Annotated in this window: 1 protein-coding gene; it reads left to right on the top strand. The window is 64.3% G+C overall.

The genetic code is table 11. From position 1 onward, the window contains the following. Positions 1 to 132: 132 nt before the first annotated feature. The coding region (locus FL311_RS43810; protein ID WP_141333613.1) for a molybdopterin-binding protein at positions 133 to 395 on the top strand (263 nt) is incomplete at its 3' end.

The following is a 395-nucleotide window of genomic DNA, read 5'->3' as shown; positions in this document are numbered from 1 at the left end:
GGACATTTCTGCTTGCGTGCGCTGACGCGTCTGCGAGCCGAAGCGCCGCCTGCGCGTATGGTCGAGGCCAGCGTCATCGAGGTCACGACCATCGAACTGCCTCGCGAATAATCAGAAACCATCGGAACTGACATGGCTTTCGGCATGATCATCATCGGCGACGAGATTCTCTCCGGCCGCCGCGAAGACAAACACCTGCGCAAGCTGATCGAAGTGCTGGGCGAGCGCGGCCTGGCGTTGGAATGGGCCGAGTACGTCGGCGACGAGCCAGCGCGCATCACGAACGTACTCAAGCGGACGTTCGCCAGCGATGACGTGGTGTTCTGCACCGGCGGCATCGGCGCCACGCCCGATGACCACACACGCCAATGCGCCGCGGCTGCGCTGGGCGTGCC

The sequence above is a fragment of the Myxococcus sp. AB025B genome, assembly GCF_006518215.1.
Lineage (GTDB): Bacteria > Myxococcota > Myxococcia > Myxococcales > Myxococcaceae > Myxococcus > Myxococcus fulvus.
This window is presented reverse-complemented; position numbering and strand designations above follow the sequence as displayed.